Origin of the sequence: Pseudoalteromonas sp. SG43-3 (genome assembly GCF_014164385.1) — a bacterium.
Taxonomy (GTDB): domain Bacteria; phylum Pseudomonadota; class Gammaproteobacteria; order Enterobacterales; family Alteromonadaceae; genus Pseudoalteromonas; species Pseudoalteromonas distincta.
Window position 1 is genome coordinate 46,408 of sequence record NZ_JACJFC010000015.1, and the last position, 15,453, is coordinate 61,860.

At 40.5% G+C, this 15,453-nt stretch carries 14 protein-coding genes and 7 tRNA genes; 6 read left to right on the plus strand and 15 right to left on the minus strand.

The features are described 5' to 3' along the window. Positions 1–291: 291 nt before the first annotated feature. Positions 292–2,748, plus strand: coding sequence for an acyl-CoA dehydrogenase FadE (gene fadE, locus H5157_RS14280; protein ID WP_002960075.1), 2,457 nt, complete (start codon positions 292–294; stop codon positions 2,746–2,748). Here the strand turns inward: fadE and H5157_RS14285 are convergent, their stop codons facing one another. The 11 genes from H5157_RS14285 to dnaQ form a co-directional block, all read right to left on the minus strand. Beyond that, the gene (locus H5157_RS14285) at positions 2,749–3,864 is read right to left on the minus strand and encodes a DUF6136 family protein (protein WP_182724932.1); all 1,116 of its coding nucleotides are present in this window, start codon (positions 3,862–3,864) and stop codon (positions 2,749–2,751) included. It lies immediately after the preceding gene. Beyond that, positions 3,861–4,451, minus strand: coding sequence for an ATP-binding cassette domain-containing protein (locus H5157_RS14290; protein WP_182724933.1), 591 nt, complete (start codon positions 4,449–4,451; stop codon positions 3,861–3,863). The genes H5157_RS14285 and H5157_RS14290 overlap by 4 nt, the downstream gene beginning before the upstream one ends. 550 nt (positions 4,452–5,001) lie before the next feature. Beyond that, positions 5,002–5,078: transfer RNA gene (locus H5157_RS14295), tRNA-Asp, on the minus strand. 54 nt (positions 5,079–5,132) lie between these two features. Then, positions 5,133–5,209, minus strand: a tRNA-Asp gene (locus H5157_RS14300). 37 nt (positions 5,210–5,246) lie between these two features. Next, positions 5,247–5,323 (minus strand) — tRNA-Asp (locus tag H5157_RS14305). Between the two features lie 38 nt (positions 5,324–5,361). After that, positions 5,362–5,438 (minus strand) — tRNA-Asp (locus H5157_RS14310). A 31-nt stretch (positions 5,439–5,469) separates the two neighbouring features. Continuing rightward, positions 5,470–5,546, minus strand: a tRNA-Asp gene (locus H5157_RS14315). A gap of 41 nt (positions 5,547–5,587) precedes the next feature. Then, positions 5,588–5,664: transfer RNA gene (locus tag H5157_RS14320), tRNA-Asp, on the minus strand. Between the two features lie 27 nt (positions 5,665–5,691). Continuing rightward, a tRNA-Asp gene (locus H5157_RS14325) sits at positions 5,692–5,768 on the minus strand. 97 nt (positions 5,769–5,865) lie between these two features. Further along, positions 5,866–7,236 carry a TIGR03503 family protein gene (locus tag H5157_RS14330; RefSeq protein WP_182724934.1) on the minus strand — a complete coding sequence of 457 codons (1,371 nt, stop codon included), beginning with the start codon at positions 7,234–7,236 and terminating at the stop codon, positions 5,866–5,868. Between the two features lie 9 nt (positions 7,237–7,245). Beyond that, entirely contained in the window at positions 7,246–7,959 is a 714-nt protein-coding gene (dnaQ, locus tag H5157_RS14335; RefSeq protein ID WP_182694170.1) for a DNA polymerase III subunit epsilon, read from the minus strand. Between the two features lie 68 nt (positions 7,960–8,027). Here dnaQ and rnhA point away from each other — a divergent pair, with 68 nt between their 5' ends. After that, positions 8,028–8,492, plus strand: coding sequence for a ribonuclease HI (rnhA, locus tag H5157_RS14340; RefSeq protein ID WP_002963021.1), 465 nt, complete (start codon positions 8,028–8,030; stop codon positions 8,490–8,492). Positions 8,493–8,655: 163 nt separating this feature from the next. Here the strand turns inward: rnhA and H5157_RS14345 are convergent, their stop codons facing one another. Further along, entirely contained in the window at positions 8,656–9,441 is a 786-nt protein-coding gene (locus tag H5157_RS14345) for a class I SAM-dependent methyltransferase (protein ID WP_002963022.1), read from the minus strand. A 53-nt stretch (positions 9,442–9,494) separates the two neighbouring features. On the opposite strand from H5157_RS14345, the gene gloB reads away from it, so the two are divergent. Then, positions 9,495–10,268: a hydroxyacylglutathione hydrolase gene (gloB, locus tag H5157_RS14350; protein WP_182721490.1), complete on the plus strand. Its 774-nt coding sequence runs from the start codon at positions 9,495–9,497 to the stop codon at positions 10,266–10,268. Between the two features lie 155 nt (positions 10,269–10,423). Continuing rightward, positions 10,424–12,004, plus strand: coding sequence for a LysM peptidoglycan-binding domain-containing protein (locus H5157_RS14355; protein ID WP_149602939.1), 1,581 nt, complete (start codon positions 10,424–10,426; stop codon positions 12,002–12,004). 69 nt (positions 12,005–12,073) lie between these two features. On the opposite strand, the gene H5157_RS14360 is transcribed toward H5157_RS14355, so the two are convergent. Genes H5157_RS14360 through H5157_RS14370 form a run of 3 tightly spaced genes read right to left on the minus strand, consistent with a single transcriptional unit; the run spans position 12,074 to position 13,600 of the window. Further along, entirely contained in the window at positions 12,074–12,523 is a 450-nt protein-coding gene (locus H5157_RS14360) for a flavodoxin (protein ID WP_010553680.1), read from the minus strand. Then, the gene (truC, locus tag H5157_RS14365) at positions 12,523–13,287 is read right to left on the minus strand and encodes a tRNA pseudouridine(65) synthase TruC (protein ID WP_002963028.1); all 765 of its coding nucleotides are present in this window, start codon (positions 13,285–13,287) and stop codon (positions 12,523–12,525) included. Before truC ends, H5157_RS14360 begins: the two co-directional genes overlap by 1 nt. Next, positions 13,280–13,600, minus strand: a complete 321-nt coding sequence (locus tag H5157_RS14370) for a YqcC family protein (protein ID WP_002963030.1) — start codon at positions 13,598–13,600, stop codon at positions 13,280–13,282. The genes truC and H5157_RS14370 overlap by 8 nt, the downstream gene beginning before the upstream one ends. Positions 13,601–13,704: 104 nt before the next feature. On the opposite strand from H5157_RS14370, the gene H5157_RS14375 reads away from it, so the two are divergent. Then, the gene (locus H5157_RS14375; RefSeq protein ID WP_182724935.1) at positions 13,705–14,733 is read left to right on the plus strand and encodes a DUF3549 family protein; all 1,029 of its coding nucleotides are present in this window, start codon (positions 13,705–13,707) and stop codon (positions 14,731–14,733) included. Continuing rightward, positions 14,734–15,033: a DUF3301 domain-containing protein gene (locus tag H5157_RS14380; RefSeq protein WP_002963032.1), complete on the plus strand. Its 300-nt coding sequence runs from the start codon at positions 14,734–14,736 to the stop codon at positions 15,031–15,033. The last annotated feature ends 420 nt before the right edge of the window (positions 15,034–15,453 follow it).

Genomic DNA, 15,453 nt, shown 5'->3' on the forward strand with positions numbered 1-15,453 from the left:
AATAAATAGCGAATATTTGTGTATTAAGCGTACACTAAATTGCAGCCCGCTATAACGGCTATACTTACTTAAAAAGTGTCATTTTGCTATTAGATTTATTTATTTTTACGTTAACACTACTTACGGCTAATGCTTTGACTATACGATAGTTATTGAGCGTTCCTCTGTCGGGTAATTAAATATCGTATTTAAGTTACTTTCTACTACAATTTAACATCGTTATGTACTTGAAAATTACTGTTACTAGCGCTACTCTAAGTGAGGTGGTCTGACCTCTATTAAGGAATAAAAATGACACTCATATTTACACTGGTTCTAATCGCGTTGCTTTGCACTGCGGTTTACCACAGAGCAAGTTGGAACACAGCACTTGGTGTTTCGGCTATAACTTTATTAATTGGTACCTTTGCGGGTGCTTTTGGTTTAATTAGCTGGTTGATCTTTTTGATCATCGCGGTTCCTCTTTCTGTTACTGGCCTTCGTCAGCAATATATCATCAAGCCTATTTTTGCTACGTTTAAAAAAGTAACGCCAAGCATGTCTGATACTGAAAAATCAGCTATTGATGCCGGTACGACGTGGTGGGAAGCTGACTTATTTTGCGGTAACCCAGATTGGAAAAAACTTCACCAATACCCAGTTCCTAAACTTACTATTGAAGAGCAAGCCTTTGTTGATGGCCCTGTTGAAGTAGTATGTAGCATGTTGGACGATTGGGAAGCAACGCACGAACTAACCGACCTTCCTCAAGATGTATGGCAATATCTAAAAGATAATAAATTCTTTGCCATGATCATCAAAAAAGAATACGGCGGTTTAGAGTTTTCTGCATTTGCACAGTCTTGTGTACTTCAAAAACTAACAAGTAAATCAACATTACTTTCGTCAATTGTTGGTGTACCAAACTCTTTAGGCCCAGGTGAATTATTACAACACTATGGTACAAAAGAGCAAAAAGATCATTACTTACCGCGCCTAGCGAGCGGTCAAGAAATTCCATGTTTTGCATTAACTTCGCCAGAAGCGGGTTCTGATGCAAGCTCAATTCCAGACTACGGTGTGGTATGTAAAGGGCAATGGAATGGTGAGGAAGTTGTGGGTGTTAGTTTAACGTGGAATAAGCGTTACATTACACTTGCCCCAGTGGCTACCGTACTTGGTCTTGCGTTTAAGTTACAAGATCCAGATGGGCTAATTGGCGACAATAAAGAGCCAGGCATTACCTGTGCACTTATTCCAACGGACACTCCTGGAGTTGAAATTGGTCGTCGACATTTCCCGCTTAACGTACCATTTCAAAATGGTCCTACTCGCGGTAAAGATATTTTCGTACCACTTGATTATATTATTGGTGGTCCAGATATGGCTGGTCAAGGCTGGCGCATGCTGGTTGAGTGTTTATCGGTTGGTCGTGCAATAACGTTACCGTCAAACTCTGCCGGTGGCATTAAAATGATTGCCGTTGCAACGGGTGCGTATAGCCGCATTCGTCGTCAGTTCCGTTTACCTATTGGTAAAATGGAAGGTGTTGAAGAGTCACTAGCAAAACTTGCTGGTTACGCTTACAGCTCTGATGCTGCGGTTAGTATGTCTACGGGTGCGGTTGATTTAGGCGAAAAGCCATCGGTAGTTTCTGCCATTATTAAATACCACCTGACAGAGCAAATGCGTGATGCAACTATTCATGCAATGGATGTACTTGGCGGTAAGGGCATCATGCTTGGGCCAAATAACTATTTAGGTCGTGGCTATCAAGGTGCACCTATTGCCATTACCGTTGAAGGTGCAAACATCTTGACCCGTAATATGATTATTTATGGTCAAGGTGCGATTCGCTGTCATCCATTTGTACTTACCGAGCTTGGTGCGTGCGAAATTGAAGACCGCGAAGAGGCGCTTAACGTATTTGATAAAGCGCTAATGGGTCACATTGGTTTTACTATGTCGAACCTTGTACGTACTAAGTGGCTTGCTCTTACCGGCGCTCGTTTTACAAGTGTGCCGTACAACGACGAAACCGCTGAATTTTACCGTATAGCGTCACGCTTTAGTGCATCACTTGCACTTATGTCTGACATTAGCATGGCAGTATTTGGTGGCTCACTAAAACGTAAAGAACGTATTTCAGCACGTTTAGGTGACTTACTTAGTTACTTATACTTAGTGTCTGCAACGCTTAAGCGTTACAACGACGAAGGCCGTAAAAAAGAAGATTTTGCTCTAGTAAAATGGAGTTGCCAAGATCACCTTTATCATTGCCAACGCGCACTTGCTGATTTAATTAATAACATGCCTTCGGCTCCACTACGTGCCGTGTTAAAAGTATTGTTATTCCCGTTTGGTCGCCCGGTTCGTAAACCAACTGACCAACTTGAGCATAAACTTGCGCAACTACTACAAGTACCTAGTGAAACGCGTAACCGTTTAGCAAGCTACGTATACTTAAAAAATGAGCCGCTTAACCTTGTGGGTCGTCAAGAGCAAACGCTTAAAGACATCTTAGACGTTGAGCCATTATTTGAAAGAGTATGTAAAGAGAAAGGCCTTAAACTGCCATTCTTCCAGCTTGATAAAGTAGCGCAAATGGGACTTGAAGCAGGCATTTTAAGCCAAGCAGAGGCTGATAAACTAGCTGCTGTTGAGCAATCTCGTTTAGATGTTATTAACGTTGATGACTTTGACCCAGCTGATTTACTTGCAGGCAAAGCAGCACGTAATAGCGTTAAAAAAGAAGCTGATGCTGCGTAACTAATTTAGTAAAGCAAGCAGCCCAGCTATAAAAACAATCCAAACCAGCGCATAATGCGCTGGTTTTTTTTGTGCAAAATAAACCTGCAACAAACACCACGGTAAACCTAAACTCAACAAAATAATGTTTAATCTCTCAAACGTAATGCTGTAAGTTACAAAGGTCGCTAAAAATAACAGCATACTAGGTATAAACTGGCTAATATAAAACGTCCGTGCTTTTTGGAATGTATTAAAAAACAAGCGATATTGTGCATAAACTTTAGCGCAATCAAATTGTAATGAGCTGCAAAATAATACAATAAAAGCCATCGCCACAGCATCAAGTATATTAACGAGATCGGCACGCTCAGCGACTAACGTAGACGAGCCCATAAACACACATAAAAGTAACGACATACGCCATACCAGTGTCCAGCTATGGTTTATAAAGTAGCAAAACCAAAAGCCAAATAATGACCGAACACTAACACGCCCATTTATATTAACTCTAGGTATAAGCAAGCTAATGCTAAAGATGATTGAAAAACCAATATGATAAATAAGCGGCGGTATGTCGATGGGAGTAAATAAAAATAGGCCGCTTAATATGAAACCATAAACTAGTGCACTAGGTTTGTATAAACATACAACACCTAACCCTAACTGAAGGCACATAAACACTATAAAATGCGGTACTTTTAACCACTGTACCAAGGTAAGGTCAAGTGCTATCAACAAACTAGCGATAAGCCAGCCATTGCTGATAAATAACAATTTAATATCGGCTAGGTGAAGCCAGCTAGGGTGAGCGATCGTAAGTTGAAACATCCGTTGGTTACTATTTTTAATCGCCAGTTTCATTGCGCTTATCATCACGCTTTGCAATAACAAGTAAAATAGTGCCATTTGCGCGCCATATAAAGGCGTATCTGCACTGTCTATAATTTTTCCAAGACCTAAAAAAAGCAATAATACAAACCCAAGAGCGGATGATCCCAACACAACTAAAAATAACAAACTAAAGTTTTTTAACTGCTGAAGCAATTGCTTAAGCTCAAACGTGTACGCTAAATACCGATAACTTATAAACGCGAGATACTGATTAAGTTTACTTTTTACGCTTATGATACTCATAGCGAGATACACTTAAAACCATGCTCAATAAATACAGCTGGCTCATGGCAAGTAATGATAATTTGCCTATTGGGTTTATCAGCCAAATAAGCATCGAGTTGGCTCAAAAGGTAAAGAATACTGGTTTGATCGAGCGCAGCACTTGGCTCATCTAGTAATAAATAAGGGGATTTACGCATTAATGCTAAAATTAGCTGGCATTTTTTTTGATTTCCCGACGACAGTGCCTCGAATCGCGTATTTAAAAATGCATTAAAGTTAAACCCGTTAACCAGCGAATGAGGCCAATCGCAACCTAATGTGTTAACAGATAAATCAATAATTTGATTTGCAGTTAAAAAATCTGGTAACGCAATACGGTCACTGGCAATTGCTACGGTTTTTGTTGGAGTGCTCAACCGATTACCTGCGAATAAAAGTGAACCACTTTGTGGCTTCTCAAGTCCTGCTAGCATCATAAGTAATGTCGTTTTTCCTTGACCGTTAGGCGCTTCAATACACCCCTTTTGATCTGAAAAAACTTTGCTGTAATCCTTAAAAACAACATTGTCAGAAAATTGCTTATTTAAGCCTATGACTTCAATCATAAAATATCCCTCTAAACCGATTATTCATTATAAGAATTCTGTTATGAGAAACAACTAATACTAATTCGCTTAATTAAGTGATCTATTTTGAGGATGGAGAAACGTGTTGATAGCTAGGCAAAAAATTCGCTATTTAGTTTTTCTAAATGAGAATTTTTTAACAAAGGTAGCGACACGTTTAGCCCCGCAAAATGATTAAGTATTATTGCGGATTGGTATAATGATTGGAGTGATGCTCCAGCTCACACTGCATACTAACCATGCAAAAAATTAAAGTTGTTAAAATCACTGAAATAGCCTCTACCACGAGTAAATACTTTAAACTAGCGTTATAACCGATAGGAGCTAATTACGTCATGTGTGACACCATAGGGCAATTTAAGGCTGGAGCGGTATTCAGTGCTAAGTTTTTAACTATTCATGGAGATAGAAAAAAATGAATATTAGTAAGGTAATATTAAAAAGTCGATTTTTTAGCTGATAGCCAAAAAAGTTTTACTAAATTATTTAATCAAGGATTTTATAAGCTTGTTATTGAGGAAATAACAAGTGGCGGAGTGGACGGGACTCGAACCCGCGACCCCCGGCGTGACAGGCCGGTATTCTAACCAGCTGAACTACCACTCCGCAGTGGTATGTGCATGGGGTAATGCACTTACTAATTTTAATCATGATATCAAATGGCGGAGTGGACGGGACTCGAACCCGCGACCCCCGGCGTGACAGGCCGGTATTCTAACCAACTGAACTACCACTCCGCAGAGATATCATTATACTTGTTATTACTTAATTTGTTGGCGGAGTGGACGGGACTCGAACCCGCGACCCCCGGCGTGACAGGCCGGTATTCTAACCAACTGAACTACCACTCCAGCATACAAATTTTGTAATATAACATTGTTTAAATAGTTGGCGGAGTGGACGGGACTCGAACCCGCGACCCCCGGCGTGACAGGCCGGTATTCTAACCAACTGAACTACCACTCCAGCGCATATTTAAACTGTTATTTTTTCTTATTGGCGGAGTGGACGGGACTCGAACCCGCGACCCCCGGCGTGACAGGCCGGTATTCTAACCAACTGAACTACCACTCCATAATAAGAATATGTTTTACAACCATACGTTGTGTAAGTGTTGGCGGAGTGGACGGGACTCGAACCCGCGACCCCCGGCGTGACAGGCCGGTATTCTAACCAACTGAACTACCACTCCAGCTTTTACTTACAAGTTTTACGAAATTGGCGGAGTGGACGGGACTCGAACCCGCGACCCCCGGCGTGACAGGCCGGTATTCTAACCAACTGAACTACCACTCCATATTTTCGTTGCTGTTTAGGTCTCCCTGACAGCGGCGTGAATAATACGAACCAACCCCTATTTCGTCAAGGGCTTTTTTGTTTTTTTATAGGTTTTTTAGTCATCTGTCATCGAAAGGTTTAAAATTTCACCTGATCTGTCATTTTTTGAGCCATTTTTACCGACTTGATTTTTTCCTGTGTCGGCAACACCACCTTCACTTGTTTTCTTTTTCTTTAAAAAAGGCAGCTTCACTTTAAATTTAATCGGTTTTTTCTGAACAAATATACGAATTAACAACCAACCGAGTAATAAAATGAGCGTATTGCAGCCTACAATTAAACTAATAATTGCCGATGTGGCCATTTTTTCTTCAACAGGCTCACTCTCAATCATTTTATCTGGCGTAATAATTGTTGCCGAATCAATTTCGGGCACCGCTTCTATGGGTCGTTCTATCTCAAATTTATACGTTGGTAGCGTTGCCATAAATTCACGGCCATTAATATTAGTGCCAAAAACAGACAGTTCAACACTATATCTACCCCAATCATAATTTTTAACACTAAGCTGACGTGAGTCTTTAGCTGCAGCATCTATGGTAAACATTTGCTCTTCGTTATTGGGATAGTAGATTTTTCCCTGGATGATGACTGTCTCTGGCTTAACAATACTTGGGTCTATATTTATAGTTAACAGATGCTCGTCTGTGTCTTGCTCTGCTAACGCGGCTTCGGTTACAAAAGGTGGCTCGTGCACTTCTATTGTATTTTGCACAATGCGACGCTGCAGCAGAGGTGTTGCCACGTAAAGCTCTGGTGTCCATTCACCCGCAGGAAAATCTAAAGTAAACTCGCCGGTAAACACACCATCTTTAGGACGCTCATCAAATCCACGTCCATCGTCTTTAAATTCCGCTACTTCTTGAATGCCTGCGCCAAAGTTAGCAAAGTTTTCATTGTTGGTACTTACAAAGTCAACATTAAGGCTCACAACATCCCTAAATAGGTTTGTGTTAATTGGCTCACCGTCGTTTAGTATTTTCCCGGTGATTTTTATTGTCTCCCCCCTAAACAACATTGAAGGAAGAGGCTCTGCCTCAAGAGATATTTCGCCTAATACAACTATTCTGCTGTCGGGTAAAATACTGCCTATTACTTGCCAAGGACCCGCCATAGGTTTTTTTATGGTAACTAAATCGTAGCTGAGTTCGTCAAACCAATCTAAGTTAGGGTTTTTAACTGAGTCAGTAGCAAAGTACTTACTGCCATCGGGCCGCACTAAAATAACAGCAGGGGCACCTGATTTTCTAAAAAACAGCAGTGTTATTTCATCTATTTTGCTATCTATGCGAAAACGATTATCAAGTAAAGGGATCTCATTTTGATGCCCATCGCGCTTGAGCACTTCTACTTGTTTTACGCCATATGCATTGCCAGTAAATAAACTAGCGGCACATAACGCTGTTACAAAATACATCGTCTTCATTAAATCGCCTTATTCTGCGCGCCATATACATTGGCCGCCTTCTTTGTTTACAAGATCTAATCGTGCTTCGTGTGCGCTTTGCTCAGCGTCGCTTGCTCGCAATACAACTAATGGGGCTCTATCACTATTTAAACGCTTTATACCGCCTTTCTGTTGCTCGCTGCCGTCATCTTTGTTTTGATTCAAATTCAGCTTTGTTTGACCACCCGTCATGGCAAGGTAAACATCGGCTAAAATTTCAGAATCCAGTAGCGCGCCGTGAAGTGTTCGCTTTGCGTTATCTACATCGTAACGACGACATAATGCATCAAGATTGTTCTTTTGACCTGGATGCAAGTCACGCGCCATTTTAAGCGTGTCGAGAACTTGACAAAAAGTCTCTGTTTTAGGATAGCCCTGATTAAGTAGTGCAAATTCATTATCCATATGGCCAATATCGAACGGCGCGTTATGAATAACTAACTCTGCCCCTTCAATATAGTCGAAAAACTCTTGGGCAATTTGATGAAATAACGGTTTATCACGTAAAAATTCGTTAGTGATACCGTGAACGTCGATTGCTTCTTCTTCACTTGGGCGTTGTGGGTTTATATAAACGTGAAAATTATTGCCTGTTAAACGGCGATTTACTAACTCCACACAACCAATTTCTATAATACGGTGCCCTTGTTTAGGGTCGATGCCGGTGGTTTCTGTATCTAAAACTATTTGTCTACGTGCCATATCGAATTTAGCCTGATTCTGGTATCTTTCTATAATCACTTTATTGTACATAAGATCAAGGTAAAACAGTGCAAAAAACCGTAGAGATTTACACCGACGGCTCATGTTTAGGTAATCCAGGCCCCGGCGGTTATGGTATTTTTATGATTTATAACGGCCACGAAAAAGAAATGAGCCAAGGTTATAAACTCACAACAAATAACCGAATGGAAATGCTCGCGGCTATTGTAGCCCTAGAATCACTCACTCGAGAATGCGATGTAAACCTAACAACCGATAGCCAATATGTTAAGCAAGGCATTGAATCGTGGATCACTAACTGGAAAAAACGTGGCTGGTTAACATCAGCTAAAAAGCCGGTTAAAAACGTCGATTTATGGAAACGCTTAGATAAAGCCTGTAGCGAGCACAATGTAACTTGGAAGTGGGTTAAAGGGCATAGCGGCAATAAATACAACGAAATAGTTGACGATTTAGCGCGCGATGCCGCTGGCAGTAAAGATTTACTAGAAGATGTAGGCTACCAGCCTTAAATTTATTCTAAGCTAGTTGTTATACCAATTTTATTAAAAACATGTTCATTCTATCGCATTAAATAACTCACTAACTGCGTTAAAAATTATTCATATAAAACAACTATATGTCACAATTTCCGCCTTGTTAATGTGCTATTTTCTTAGCGCTATGATAGATCACTTATTTAATGCAATTGGTATTATTTTTTTGCTCGCACGATTTAAAGTGTTGCTTTGACGTTTGTCTAAGCCCTGCCCCTTTTACTGGTGCAAACTGCGGCCTAGCATGCCACTTAGGTTTTATCGGCGTAAGTGGCGCAACTCTTTTTCGTGCCACCAGCATATAAACACTGCCCATTGGTTTTAAATACTGTTTTGCAAAAGTCCGCCAAAACTCAAATCTTGATAACCTGTTACCTCTTGCCAGTGATGAATAAATAAAACGTTCGTCACTTACAATTTCAAAACCCAATAAATTTAGCCAATCTTTAACCCTCGCAGGGGTAAAAAAGCGCCCCGTCCATGGTAACTTCTGACCACTAAAAGGCAGCATTTGTGCAAGCCCACACAAACTAAACGGATTAAAACCAGTCACTAGTATATAACCGCCCGGAATAAGCGTGCGATGTGCTTCTCGTAAAATGTGATGTGGGTCTGAATGATACTCTAAGCAGTGGCTTAGTATACAAGCATCAATACTGTGCTCGTAAAATGGCAATTCATCTATGTCAGCAACTACCCCAGTGTAAGGCCCAGGCTCTGCAACACACACTTGGTGTTTAATCGTACTTATACTTGTGTTTAATTCGCCACTTAAATTACCCAACTTAAGCATATGATAGCCAAACATACGCGGAAGCCATTGCTCCATTTTACGTTCAATATCTGTGCGTAAATAATCCCCATGAGGAAACTGCTGCCACGACAGTGGTTTGGGTCCTTCTTGAAAACTAAGGGCTGGTTTCATTTTTTGAGCTCGTTATACTATGCGATAAGTGTCACTTTATAGAGCAATTTACCATGGTGCAAGTCAAAGCAATTAAAGCCTTTTCTGATAATTACATTTGGTGTTTAACTACCGATAACAGTAACCAAGCATGGGTAGTCGATCCAGGCCAAGCACATCCCGTATTAACGTACTTAGCTGAGCACAAACTAACGCTTGGTGGCATTTTAATTACGCATCATCACTACGACCACACTGATGGCGTAGCTGAATTAGTTGACGCCTATCCAGATATATCGGTTTATGGCCCTGCAAATAGTCCATTTAAAGGCGTCACTCACGCACTCACTGATGGACAAAGCATCAGTGTGCTTAATATTAACTTTACTATTTTAGCAACTCCTGGGCATACGCTTGATCATATTTGTTACACAAATGATGAACTTGCTTTTACAGGCGATACATTATTTAGCGGCGGATGTGGGCGCTTATTTGAAGGCACGCCAGAGCAAATGTGGAAATCTTTTAATAAACTAAGAGAGCTGCCTGCAAGCTGTGTTGTTTATTGCACGCACGAATACACGCAAGCTAATCTTGCCTTTGCCGAAGCAGTTGAACCACGCAATCCAGAACTCCTTGAGTACAGTAAAAAAGTAGATGAATTACGCAGTAATAATCAAATTTCTCTACCGACCTCTATTGGACAGGAGCTAAAAATAAATCCATTTATGCGTAGCGATTTGCCAACCATTATAGAGTTAGTGCCAGAGAAATTTATCTCGGTTACAAAAAACAATGAACCTTGGGGAAACTTTGCGAGTCTGAGACAGTTCAAAGACAATTTTTAATGCAAAAACTAATACTTTAATATTTATTTCATTAGAATCATTAACTTAAGATATAGTGATGATTCTATTTCTGCGTTTTAAAAAGTCATTAAGTGGCAATGTTAACTCATAACAGGTAGTATTCGCCGAGTTTTTTACCCGATGTATTGGTATTTATGAATAAATCTCCCCTATTAGTAGCCTTGGCGTTAGCGCTAAGTGGTTGTCAAACTGTGACAACATTAGAGTCAGACTCTCAAGTTGCCACGCAAGCAAACCAACAACTCGAAGGCGCAAGTCCTAACGACATTAACAATGCATTGATGGTAAACGCACAATATCAGCAAGTTGACTCTGATGAGCAAGAAGCGCCCGTGTTTGATGATGTGTGGGAGCGAATTCGCTACCAACTTTCTATCGAAATACCGCAAAACCGCCCTGTTGTTACTGAACGTAACTATTACGCTCGCCACCAAGCCTATTTAGATCGTATTTCTAAACGTGCAGAACCTTACTTACACTTTATTGTTGAAGAAGTAGAAAAGCGCGAAATGCCAATCGAAATTGCACTACTGCCTATTGTAGAAAGCGCATTTGACCCATTTGGTTATTCTAATCGCAGCGCATCGGGCATTTGGCAGTTTATGCCTGCAACCGGTGAGCGATTCGATTTAAAACAAAACTGGTGGTACGACGGTCGTCGCGACATAGTGCAGTCGACTCGCGCAGCACTTGACTACTTGTCGTATTTACATAAAACACTTGAAGGCGATTGGCTAAATGCGATTGCTGCTTATAATTCAGGTGAAGGGCGCTTGATGCGCGCTATTAAAAAGAATCGTAAAAAGCATTTACCTACCGATTTTTGGTCTCTTGATTTACCTAGCGAAACAACAGCCTACGTACCAAAGTTATTAGCACTTGCCGATTTATTAAAACGCTCAGATGATTTTAACGTTACATGGCAACCAGTAATTAATGCACAAGTGGTTGAAGTGGTTGATGTTGGCTCGCAAATAGATTTAGCACTTGCTGCTGATATGGCCGATATGACGCTTACTGAGCTATACAGATTAAACCCTGGTTTTAACCGCTGGGCAACTGATCCTAATGGCCCACATTCTTTATTACTGCCAGTAGATAAAGCAGAGCAATTTAGCCAAAAACTAGCAAACACTGATGTTAAAAACAGATTACGCTGGCAACGTTATATTGTGGCTCGAGGCGACAGCTTATCAGTAATTGCCAAAAAGTTTACAACGAGCTCAAGTGCAATCCGATCGCTTAATAAACTCAAATCAAATACGATTAAAGTAGGCCAAGAATTATTAGTCCCGCTTACTGATGGCGCTATAAATAGCGAACATTTACCAAAGCAGATGCGCTTAGCTGCTAATAAAGCAACTCGCACAAAGCTTTCGCACACAGTTAAAAGTGGCGACACGTTATGGGACATTAGCCGCGAATATGACGTAACTATGGATGAGTTGGCTAAATGGAATAAGCTAAAGAAAAACTCTGTACTGCGCCTAAATCAAAAACTTACTGTGTATAAGTCAGCTAATAAACCACAAGCAACGGCAAGTACCAACCGTACTATTACATACAAAGTACGCCGTGGTGACTCACTTGCACGTATTGCGTCTAAGTTTAATCTAAGCGTTAACGAAATTATTAAGTGGAATAATTTAGCCGGTCAAAAATACTTACAACCTGGCCAAAAGCTAAAACTTAAAGTAGATGTCAGAAGTAGTTAATTTATAAAACTATATTAAAAGTAAAAAGGAGCGCATGCGCTCCTTTTTTAATACTTTAAAATTAAAGGATTAAGCAGGTAGTTTTTCTAGCCATACTTTTAACCAAGGCTCGGTTACCGGCCACGGTTCAAAATCTTCACATGCATCTATTTCTAGGCGGTTGCCCACAGGCTTTGCTTGTAAATCACGAAGTAGCTCGTCAAAGCTTCGCCCTGCGCCACAAAATGTATCGCCGTAACATCTGTCACCCATTGCAATTACACCAAACGGTTTATCGGTAAGCATTGGGAAAGTGCTATTCATTGCAAAGTACAATCCGGCCAAATTACTCGGTACATCACCTTGGCCTGTTGTGGAGGTAACAATTAAAATATGCGATGCATTTTTTATATCATCAAGCGATGCTTCTGTAATTACTGTAGCAGTATGACCCGCTTGCTCTATTGTGGCTGCAACTTCATCGCTTAAACGCTCTGCACCGCCATTAACGCTGCCTACAAAAATACTAATATGTGCCATTAATAATCCTTTTCTTGCTCTGGCCAACCTAGCTGCTTACATATTTCAAGCATGTCTTCACCTAGTGGCGCTTTAATTGTTATTGATTCATTACTATAAGGGTGCACAAAACTAAGCTCTGTTGCAAATAACATTAAGCGTCTTAGCTCAAAATGCTCTCTAAAAAATTGATTATGCTGGTTATCACCATGATTTACATCACCAATGATAGGCAGTGATAAGTGCTTTAAGTGTCTGCGAATTTGATGCTTTCGCCCGGTTTTTGGAAAACACTCAACTAACGAGTAACGCACTGTTGGATACTTACCTATAGGAATAGGCAATGCAGCTTGGTGCAAGCAATTAAACTGGGTTTGCGCTTCTTGCGGTGCTTTATCTTGATCTGCAAACTTATCGGCTATTTTATCAAGTTCTTCTTTAAGCGGTTTATCTAAAAATACTGACTCTGGCGCAAAGCCGCGCACTAAGGCCAAATAGCGCTTAGCAATAGTACCTTCAATAAATAGCTGATTCATATCGCGAGCTGCTTCAGAGCTCAGTGCAAACAGCAATACGCCCGACGTAGGTCTATCGAGCCTATGTACTGGAAATACATGTTGCCCTAGCTGGTCGCGCAACATTTGCATAGCAAACTGGGTTTCGTGTTTATCTAAAAACGAGCGATGCACTAATAAACCTGAAGGCTTATTTATAGCCACATAGTTTTCATCTTGATACAAAATAGTCAGCTCGCCATATTCAATAGGCGCTGGACGCTCACTCATTTGGTTCTCCTAAAAAGGTATCAAGGGCTGTTAGTAATTCAATAATTTCATCGCTTCCTGCTTTATTCACAAGTGTCATTTGCGCCATAGGGGCAATAGCAAAGTTACGCGGCAGTGGTTGCCTATGTGTTATTAATTGCTGTATTTTTTCAATAAATACAAATTGTAACCACTGCTCAAATGCCATTGTATCGTGACAAAAAGGAGTATTTGAAAGCAGTGCCTCAGCGTCTATTGGCTCACTTTGCCAAAGCGCGTGTTTTTGTAAAAGTGCCGTTAGCTGCACTAAATAAGTTTGGGTTTGCTGGTACATAACCACCCTCTTTTATATATGTAATGCAATTATACCCTGTTCCCTCACAAGCGGCTATGACGTATAATTAATGTAATTTTGCAGTAAAAACAGTTGAGAAAACAATGAGTGATCAAATAGCTACATTAGGTCAGCTTTTAGATAGTGCGGGTACTCAGTGGCGTGCTTTTGATATTGGCAGGCACATTACTAAGCTTGATAAAAAACAATTTTTAGCTATTGAACAAGCTCAAGTGCCTTACCCTTATCCACTTGCTGGTCATGCATGGCTCGCTATTCAATTTTGGGATACTAAAGCCAGTAAAGAACCGTATGTATGGTTTTTAAAATTCCCCCTTGATGAGCAAAGTATGCTGGTAAGTGCTAGTCGCGATCACTTTGCTGATATGGTTATTCAAGCGCTAGGCACTGAAATTACAGGCGAGCAAGCCGATGGAAAGCTTGATAATAACCCTTATGTTTTTACACCAAACGCAAATAAATTAGCGGCATTTAACGCCCAAGTAAAAGTACTATTAAAACAGCCTGCATCGCAGTATTACGAGCATGCACAATTGTACTTTAGCGGTAAAATTGGTTTTGATAATTGGCAAAGTGTTGCACTACAGGGTATTGCCGATTTTGCACTACGCTTAGACAGCGATACAAACTTAAGTAATCTGCAAAAAGCATGGGCGCATTTACCTATTGAAGTACTACAACCACTCAGTGCAATGCTTGAACACGTTGAAATACCAACATCAATGAGTGAGTTACTTGTTGATTACACCCAGGGTGCAATTAGTAACAACGACACAGTGGCTATAACCGCAGCACTAAGATCAGCTTCAAAAGGTCAAGCTCAAGGATTATGCGCTCAATTAGTTGATACTGTACTAAGCTCACCAGTGAAGCACGACTCAGACGTGTTACTAACAATAGCTGGGCGGTGTTTTAAACAATTAGAAAACCCTGAACGCTTACATGTATTTATGGATAATTGCGCGCATCATCAAAAAATTGAAGAATTGTTTCCAAGTATTTTTGCTGACTTAGTTGCAATACCAACTATTCGCCCGCATTTATTAGGCTTATTACGTAAAGAAAATCGTAGCGAAACCCTCGCGCGTGCAATTGGAAGGTTATTCTCTTAAATGGCAAGTTTATGGACGTTCATACTTATTGGTAGTGTAATTTACTTATTTTGGCTTAACCGAAAGGTTGCTGAAGCGGCGAACGTTCATGCTAAACGTCAAAGTGAGCAACTGCAGGTGCAGTTAATGAGTGTTGCATGCACAAAACGCCGCTTTGGTTTTTTAAAGAACGGCAAGCCAGGCATTAAAAGTGAATTTATATTTGAGTTTTCAAGCGACGGTGAAAATGCTTATCAAGGTGTGTTAATTATGGAAAATGAGTTTTTGAAAAGTGTGGTTGTTCCACCCCATAAAATATAAAACTTAATATACTTTAGGAGTATATGTCTTAAATTAATAAATTTAATTCAACACAAAAAACTAAGGCGTAACTAAAGTTACGCCCCAATTGGACTGCATCCTGCTAGATATCCATTATCTTAAATCCGTATTATCATCCCCTGAACGAGTAAACAACCTTGTTTACCCTCACATTGCATCCTGCAATATCCATGGCCACCTTGGCAAACCCACGAAATCTATCGTTTGGCTACATCCGTAGCATCATCCCTGGTAATCCTTTAAAGTAGCTCCTGCCACTTTTGCATCCTGCAATATCCATAGCCATCTTGGCAAACCCACGAAATCTATCGTTTGGCTACGTCCCGTAGCATCATCCCTGGTAATCCTTTAAAGTAGCTCCTGCCACTTTTTGCATCCTGCAATGTCCACTTGCCATCT